9 protein-coding genes are annotated in these 7,936 nt (G+C 66.6%); 2 read left to right on the forward strand and 7 right to left on the reverse strand.

The window, feature by feature from the left end:
• Nucleotides 1-1,485: DUF885 family protein (locus RT662_RS07020; protein WP_313669997.1), on the forward strand; the 1,485-nt coding region annotated here is incomplete at its 5' end.
• Between the two features lie 3 nt (nt 1,486-1,488).
• On the opposite strand, the gene RT662_RS07025 is transcribed toward RT662_RS07020, so the two are convergent.
• Together RT662_RS07025 and RT662_RS07030 are read right to left on the reverse strand one after the other, a co-directional pair.
• Nucleotides 1,489-2,601, reverse strand: a complete 1,113-nt coding sequence (locus tag RT662_RS07025; RefSeq protein WP_313669998.1) for an NADH:flavin oxidoreductase/NADH oxidase — start codon at nt 2,599-2,601, stop codon at nt 1,489-1,491.
• Nucleotide 2,602: 1 nt separating this feature from the next.
• Complete coding sequence (locus tag RT662_RS07030) at nt 2,603-3,565, reverse strand: dihydrodipicolinate synthase family protein (RefSeq protein WP_313669999.1); 963 nt, start codon at nt 3,563-3,565, stop codon at nt 2,603-2,605.
• Between the two features lie 149 nt (nt 3,566-3,714).
• Here RT662_RS07030 and RT662_RS07035 point away from each other — a divergent pair, with 149 nt between their 5' ends.
• Nucleotides 3,715-4,848: an FAD-binding oxidoreductase gene (locus tag RT662_RS07035; protein ID WP_313670000.1), complete on the forward strand. Its 1,134-nt coding sequence runs from the start codon at nt 3,715-3,717 to the stop codon at nt 4,846-4,848.
• Here the strand turns inward: RT662_RS07035 and RT662_RS07040 are convergent.
• The 5 genes from RT662_RS07040 to RT662_RS07060 form a co-directional block, all read right to left on the reverse strand.
• The gene (locus RT662_RS07040) at nt 4,845-5,582 is read right to left on the reverse strand and encodes an SDR family oxidoreductase (protein ID WP_313670001.1); all 738 of its coding nucleotides are present in this window, start codon (nt 5,580-5,582) and stop codon (nt 4,845-4,847) included. The genes RT662_RS07035 and RT662_RS07040 overlap by 4 nt on opposite strands.
• 14 nt (nt 5,583-5,596) lie before the next feature.
• Nucleotides 5,597-6,334 carry an amino acid ABC transporter ATP-binding protein gene (locus RT662_RS07045; protein WP_313670002.1) on the reverse strand — a complete coding sequence of 246 codons (738 nt, stop codon included), beginning with the start codon at nt 6,332-6,334 and terminating at the stop codon, nt 5,597-5,599.
• The gene (locus tag RT662_RS07050) at nt 6,312-6,974 is read right to left on the reverse strand and encodes an amino acid ABC transporter permease (RefSeq protein ID WP_313670003.1); all 663 of its coding nucleotides are present in this window, start codon (nt 6,972-6,974) and stop codon (nt 6,312-6,314) included. Before RT662_RS07050 ends, RT662_RS07045 begins: the two co-directional genes overlap by 23 nt.
• Nucleotides 6,971-7,264, reverse strand: coding sequence for an ABC transporter permease subunit (locus tag RT662_RS07055; RefSeq protein WP_313670004.1), 294 nt, complete (start codon nt 7,262-7,264; stop codon nt 6,971-6,973). Before RT662_RS07055 ends, RT662_RS07050 begins: the two co-directional genes overlap by 4 nt.
• A partial coding sequence (locus tag RT662_RS07060; RefSeq protein ID WP_313670005.1) for a hypothetical protein occupies nt 7,159-7,936 on the reverse strand: 778 nt, incomplete at its 5' end. The genes RT662_RS07060 and RT662_RS07055, both read right to left, overlap by 106 nt.

A 7,936-nucleotide genomic window follows, 5' to 3' on the forward strand; every position in this document is an offset into this window, starting at 1 on the left:
GGCGATGCCGCGATGGCCGCCCGGGCCGCCACGGCGGACAAGATGGTGGCCGATCTGCTGGCCATAGACAGCGCCGCCTGGCCAGTGGCGGAGCGCGCCGATCACCTGCTGGTGCTGTCCGAAGCGCGCAGCGTGCAGTTCCAGCACAAGATACTGCGCCAGTGGCAGCGCGATCCGAGCTGGTGGGCCACGCTCGACATCGGCTGGGGCCCGAAGATCAACACCGCCTTCGAACTGCCGGAACTGCCCTTGAAGTCGCCCGCCGAACGCACCGCGCTGGCCGCCCGCCTGGCCGCCGTGCCGGCCACGCTGGCCGCCGCCCGCGCCAGCCTGACCGATCTGCGCCGCGATCTGCAGACGCTGGGCGTGGCGCATCACGCCATCGAAGCGCGGCTGTACACGCGCATGGCCGGCGACCTCGCCAAGGCCGGCGAACGCGGCTTGGCCAAGCAGGCCGAGGCCGCCGCTGCCGCCAGCCGAAATTTTGGTGCGTGGCTCGCCGCCCAGCAGACCAGCGCGCCATCGGGCATCGGGCAACCGGCCTATGAATGGTATCTGCGCTATGTGCTGCTCTATCCCTTCAGCTTTGCCGACATGAAGGCGATCGGGGAGCGGGAATGGGAACGCACCATGTCGTTCCTGAAGATGGAGGAGCATGAGCATCGCGATACGCCGATGCTGCCCACCGTCACCGATCTGGCCGGTTTCGAGGCCCTGCGCCGCCAATCCGATATCGAGCTGCTGGCCTTCCTGAAAGACCGCCGCATCATGACAGTGCCGGAATGGCTGACCGTGCCATCGCCCGAAGGGCCCTATGTGATGCCGATGAACCGTGATCCGGCGGCGCCGGGCCTGTTCACGCCGGAAGGCCGCAATTTCTTCCGCGAAGCCGAAGATCGCGATCCGCGCACGCTGCGCGCCCACAATCTGCCCGGCCATATCTTTGATTCAGCGTATCGCCGCCGCGACACGCGCCCCATCCGCCGCGACGTCCGGCTGAACTTCACCGATTCACAGCGGTTTGAAGGCTGGGCCTTCTATCTGGAAGAGATGGTGGTGCAGGCCGGCTGGCTCGACGACAAGCCCAAGGCCCGCGAAATCCACTATATCCTTATGGCCAACCGCGCGGCGCGGCTGCTGCCGGAACTGAAGCTGCAGGCCAACGAATGGACCTTCGACCAGGCGCTGACCTCGCTCACCACCCGCACGCCCTACTGGATGGAAAAGGCCGACGACACCGCGCTGTATGACATGGCGCTGTATCTGCGGCAGCCGGGGCTGGGGCTGAATTATTATTTCGGCAAGATCCAGCTGGAACAGCTGCTGGCCGAAGTGGCGTTGAAGGAAGGCCGCGGTTTCGACCTGATGCGCTTCCACGATCGCTTCATTGCCAGCGGCATCGTGCCGATCACGCTGACCCGCTGGGAAATGACCGGCAATGACGATCAGGTGCGCGGGATGTGGCAGGCCCCGCCGATCCCGTGAGGGCTAGCGCGCCGCCGGTTCGAACTTGCGGCGTTGCAGCCAGAAACCCAGGCCTTGCGGCAGCGTGGCGTTCGGATCGGGATGGCCAAGTTCAATCGCGGCGCGAGTGACGAAATTGGCGTCTGCCAGCAGCTGCCGGCCAACGGCGACCAGATCGGCCTGCCCGTTCGCAATGATGGCGTTGGCCAGCGTCCCGTCCATGATGAGGCCAACTGCCATGGCCTTGATGCCGGCTTCACGGCCGATCTGTTCGGCATAGGGCACCAGATAGCCCGGCGACGGCGGCCGCGACGCCACGCCGGACGGGCCCGAAACGCCGCCGGTGGAACAATCGACCAGATCAACGCCGGCTGCGTGTAATTCGCGGGCCAGCGCCACATTGTCCGCCACCTCGATCCCGCCGGGCACGCCATCGACGGACGACAGGCGGTAGAAGACGGGCATGCTCTCCGGCACGGCCGCGCGCACGGCCCTGGCCACCTCGACAGCGAAGCGGAAGCGATGCTCGCCGCCCCAATCATCGTCACGGGTGTTGCTGATCGGCGAGACGAAGCTGTTGATCAGATAGCCGTGGGCGCCGTGGATCTCGACAAAATCAAAGCCCGCCGCCACCGCGCGCCGCGCTGCATCGGCAAAGCCCGTGATGGTGCGGGCGATGCCCGCCTCATCCAGCGCCTGCGGGGTCTGCCAGCCGGGGCCAAAGGCGATGGCGCTGGGGGAGACGCTGGTCCAGGCGCGCGGATCGTCATTGGCCAGAGGCTGCGCGCCTTCGAACGGCGTGGCAGCAGAGGCCTTGCGCCCGGCATGCGCCAGCTGGATGCCAACCGGCGTGCCTTCCTCGTGATAGGTGGCGACAATTTCTTGCAGTCCCGGCACATGATCATCAGACCAGATGCCAAGGCAGCCCGGCGTGATGCGCCCTTCCCGCAGCACCGCCGTTGCTTCCAGCATGGCGCCGCCCAGGCCGCCCAGCGCGAGCCGGCCGTGATGGCTGCGATGCCAGCGGCCAGCAAAGCCATCCTGGGCCCGATACTGGCACATGGGCGACAGCATCACGCGATTGCGGAAGGTCAGCCCGCGGATGGTCAGCGGGGTAAAGAGCGGAATGTCGGCCATCTCAGGCCGCGTGCTTGCGGCTGTCGGCGGTGCGGCTGTCGATATCCGCCACGGCCGCGTCAATCTCGTCGAACACGGCCAGAATCTGCTTCAGCTTGGTGCGGCCTTCATCGCCCAGGCTGGCGAACTTGGTCAGCGGTGCCCGCACGTCGCCCACCGGATAGCCACGCGCGCCGGCCAGCGCCTTGGAATAGCATTGATGGCCATAGGTCGGGTGGCCTTCGGCGATGATCTTGTCGAACTTGTGCACCAGTGCCTGGATGTGCGCCGCGTCGTTGATGCGGCCTTCGACCAGCAGATCCCACATCCGCCGCGTGGCATAGGGCAGATAATTGCCATAGGGATTCACGTAACCAACCGCGCCGAGCAGGAAGCTTTCCACCGGGCGTTCGCCGGCAAAAACGTTCATCACGCCGCCGGTTGCCTCCACGATGTCGTACACCCGGGCCACATCCATGCTGGCTTCCTTGATGTAGCGCACCTGATCGAATGCGGCCGTGAGCCGTGCCACAAGTGCCGCCGACATGTCGCGGTTGGAGGTGACCGGGTTGTTGTACAGCATGATCGGAATGGTGACGGCGTCGCAGATCGCCCGGTAATAGTCGAAAATCTCGTCATCCGTGGGCGTGTAATAATAGGGCGGGATGATCATCAGGCCATCGGCGCCCAGATCCTGCGCTTCGCGGCTGTAGCGCACCGCGTTGGGCGTGTAGGCGTTCATCGTGCCGACCATCACCTGATAGCGGCCACCCGAATGGCGCACGGTCGCATCAACCAGAAGGCGGCGTTCGTCATCGCTGATGGTCAGGAACTCGCCGGTGGTGCCCAGCACGATGACGCCAGGCACGCCCGATTCCACCTGCCAATCCAGAAAGGCGTTCAACCGGCCGATGTCGATGCTGCTGCCGTCATCATTGAAGGGTGTGACGGTAACGGTGTGGCTGCCCCGGAAATCTTTTGTCATCATTCTGCCCTTGATTCTTGCCCGCTTTTCTTGAAGGCCAAATGTCGCCCCTGTTGATAGCATCGAACTTATGCGATGTGCGAACAAATGTCAGCATAGCGCCCACATTGGCCTGAGCAAGTGGGGCCGTACGCGTTTTGGGGGAAGAAGTGCAGCCTGATGTGATTGTCATCGGCGGCGGGATTGCCGGCTGCGCCACCGCGCTGGAACTGGCGCGGGCCGGCATGGCCGTCACCATCGTGGAGGCCGGCCCGGTGGGGGCGCAGGCCTCCTCTGCCAATGCCGGCAGCCTGCATGCCCAGATCCCACACGATCCGTTCCGCAATCTGGGCGAAGCCTGGGCCCGCAACTATCAACCCGCCATCCGCCTGCTGATCGCTTCGCTCGGCATCTGGAAGGGGCTGGAAGCCGATTTGGGCGCTGATCTCGAGATCGGCTTTGGCGGCGGCTTGCTGGTCGCCACCACCGAAGCCGAGATGGCCGAAATCGAAGTGAAGGCCGCCATCGAACGCGAAGCTGGCCTGGCTGTCGAAGTGATCGGCCGCAACGCCATTCGGGAGCGCGCACCCTATCTGGCCGAGCAGGCCATTGGCGGGGCGTTCGCGCCCGCCGAAGGCAAGGCCAATCCGCTGCTGGTCGCACCGGCCTACGCCAGGGCGGCGCGAGCGGCGGGTGTGGTGATCCACGCCAACACCGGCCCGGCCAGCGTGCGCCAGGATGGGGGCCTCTATGTCGTCGAGGCCGGCGCAACCCAGTGGCGTGCGCCGCGCATCGTGATCGCCGCCGGATCGCGCAGCGGCGAACTGGCGGCGCAATTGGGCACGCCGCTGGCCATCGAGGCGGTACCGATCCAGGTGAGCGTGACGGAACCGGCCGCGCCGCTGGTGCCGCACCTGGTCTATTGCGCCGGGCAGAAACTCACCCTCAAACAGAGCCGCTATGGCAGCCTGCTGATCGGCGGGGGCTGGGATGCGGCGCTCGACGATCAGGGCCGCCCGCAGGTCGATCCCGCCAATCTGGCCGCCAATCTGCGCGTGGCGCTCGCGATGGTGCCGGCCATCGGCAGCCTTAACATCGTGCGCAGCTGGGCGGCGTTCGTGAACGGCACCGATGATTGGCTGCCGATCATCGGTGCCCTGCCCGGCCACGCACATGCCCATGTCTGTTTCGTGCCGTGGGTCGGCTTTACCGGCAGTCCGGCGGCAGCGCGGCTCACCGCCGATCTCGTGCTGGGCCGGCCGCTGTCGTTTGACGTGCCGCTGGCCGCGTTTGCGCCAGCCTAACCGATCAACCCACCATCGATGATGTGGGTCTGGCCGGTGGTGTAGCTGGCCTCGTCCGACGCGAGATAGACGGCCAGCGCTGCCACCTCCTCGGCCCGGCCCAGCCGGCCGGTCGGCTGGTTGGCGAGGAAACGCGCCCGCACCGCATCAGGGTCGGCCTGGCCGGCGATGCGGCTTGCCAGCGAGGGCGTTTCGATCGGGCCGGGGCAGATGGCGTTCACCCTGATGCCGCGGTCGGCAAAATCGGCGGCCACCGATTTGGTGAGGCCGATCACCGCCGCCTTGGTGACACCATAGGCGCAGCGGTTGGGCCAGGCGCGGATGGAGGAGGCGACCGAAGCGATGTTGATGATGTTGCCGCTGCCGCGCGCCAGCATTCCCGGCAGCGCCGCGCGGATGGTGCGCATCATCAACGTGACGTTCAGATCCCAGGTGAACTCCCAATCGGCGTCGCTGATTTCGAGGATATTGCCCTGATGAACAAAGCCGGCGCAGTTGAACAGCACATCGGGCGCAGCTCCGTCCAGCGCCGCCGTCACCGCCGCTGCGTCGCGCACGTCCAGCCGGGCAATGGTGATCGACGGCGCTTCGGCCTTCAGCGAGGCCAGCGCGTCCATGTCGATATCGGTGGCCGTCACCACGGCGCCTTCGCGGGCAAAGGCCAGCGCGGTGGCCCGCCCGATCCCGGCGCCGGCGGCGGTGATGAAGGCCTGCTTGCCTGCCAATCGGCCCATGATGCTGCTCTCCCCTAATGGCGGATGATCGCCTGCATGAAGCTTTTGGTGCGCGGCTCTGCCGGCGTTTCGAAGATGGCGCTCGGGCTGCCCTGCTCCACCACCCGGCCTTCATCCATCATCACCACCTTGGTGGAAATCTCGCGCACGAAGGCCATTTCGTGGCTGACCAGCAGCATGGTGATCCCAGTGCTGGCGAGGCTGCGGATCGTCTCCAGCACCTCCCCCACCCGTTCCGGATCAAGCGCGGAGGTGACTTCGTCGAGCAGCAGGATCTCCGGCTGCATGGCCAGCGCCCGTGCGATCGCCACGCGCTGCTGCTGCCCGCCCGACAGTTGATCGGGATAGCTGCCGGCCTTGTCGGCCAGGCCCACATTGGCCAGCAGATCGCGGGCGCGGGCCTCGGCCTCTGCCCGGGCGACACCCAGCGTGCGCACCGGCGCGAGCGTCAGATTGTCCAGCACGCTCATGTTCTGGAACAGGTTGAACTGCTGGAACACGATGCTCATGCGCCGGCGCAGCGCCTTCAGCCCGGCCTTGTCGGCATAGTTGATCGCCTCGTCGCCGATGCGCACGCTGCCGCCGGTGAGCGGCGTGAGCCCGATCAGCACGCGCAGCAGGGTGGACTTGCCGGACCCCGATGGCCCGATCAGGCTGACCACGTCACCGCGTTCGGCGCTCAGGCTGAGGCCATCAAGGATGGTCTTGCCGCCGTAACCGGCGCTGAGATTATCGATGTCGAGAAGCGGCAAGGCGGCTCTCCAGTGATGAGGCGATGCGGCCCAGCGGCCAGCTGATCAGGGCATAGAGGACAAGCACGGCGCCAAAGCCCGCCAGCGGCGAGAAACCCTTGTTGACGAGGATCTTGCCGGCGAAGGCGAGTTCGACGACGCCAAGATGGCTGGCGAGTGCGGTATCCTTCACGAACATCACCATGAAGGCAGCGGCCGGTGGCAGGATCACACTCCAGGCTTGCGGCAGCACGACATGGCGCAGCGTGTCGAACCACGACAGGCCGAGCACTTCGGCGCTTTCAACCTGCGGTCGCGGCACCGCATCAAGGCCGGCGCCGACAATTTCGGTGAGATAGGCGGTGGCGGCCAAGGTGACGGCGATGGTGGCGATGCCCAGCAGCGACAGATCGGGCGCAAAGGCCTGCACCGAAAACAGCACGAGGATGAGGATGACGAGGAAGGGGATGCGCCGGAAGGTTTCAACATAAAGCGCCGCCGCCCAGCGCAGTGGCGCCAGCAGCGGTGCCCGCGTACGGCGCAGGATGGCCAGCCCCATGCCGATCACGAAGCCAATCGTGCAGCCGATGAACGTCATCCACAAGGTGCGCCCAAGCGCCGAGGCCAGAAAGGCCAGCGTATCGGGCGTGAACAGGCTCATGCGCGCCGCACCCCGAACAAGGCGCGCCCGGCCAGGGCCAGCAGCGCCGAAGCAATCAGGGTAAGCCCGATGTAGATCAGGCCGGTGACCGCGAATGTCTCGATGGTGCGCAGATTGGCGGTGGAGATGTTGATGGCCCGCCCGGTCAATTCCTCCACCCCGAACAGCGCCGCCATCGAACTGCCTAGCACCAGAACGATGAAGAAATTGGCCAGCGGGCGATAGACGGTGCGCACGATGTGGGGGAGCATGACGTGGCGCAACTTGTCCAGCCGCGACAGGCCCAGCACTTCGGCAGCATCCAGTTCAGCCTGGCGGAGAGGCCTCCTTCCCCGAGATCGGAACCGAGGGGGGCCGTTGTCCCCTGCTGGAGTGGATTGATCGCCTGGTACACGAACAGTCCCTGGGGCCCCAGCTGCCGGCCACTCGCGTGCTCGGCCAGCGGAGTCCGCAGCATCGGGAAGCGCTGGAGCAGGTCGAGGGGCTGCTGGCGGGACCCGCCGTGGGGCGGCGCGCTGATCACCCGGCCCCGGGCATCGAGGATCCAGGCTTCGGCCTTCAGCTCCGGCACCTGCAGGATCCTGGCGATGCCGTCGAAGCTGCCGTTGAGCTGAACGTCGGCCCAGAGCTCGAAGCGCGGATGGCCAGCGGCATCCATCAGGGGGCGGCCCACGGGCAGCAGGGCCCGGGATGCCTGCCAGACCAGGGGCAGCACCACCAGCTGGCGCTGCACCAGCAGCAGCTCGGCGTCGGCCTTGGACAGCGCCGCGGCGGGGCGGGTCTTCGACGCGGCCATGGGGAACGCGACCACGGGAACGCCGGCTCGATCCAGAACCTGGATGGAGGGATAGCGGCCGTATTCGACGGCGAATCCCTCCAGCTGCTCCGCCACGGCACGCCAGTGGGCCTCGCTGGGCTGCTCCACCGCCGTGCGCACCGCCGGCAACCGGCTGATGATCCCC

It is taken from the genome of Sandarakinorhabdus sp. (assembly GCF_032115815.1).
Lineage (GTDB): Bacteria > Pseudomonadota > Alphaproteobacteria > Sphingomonadales > Sphingomonadaceae > Sandarakinorhabdus.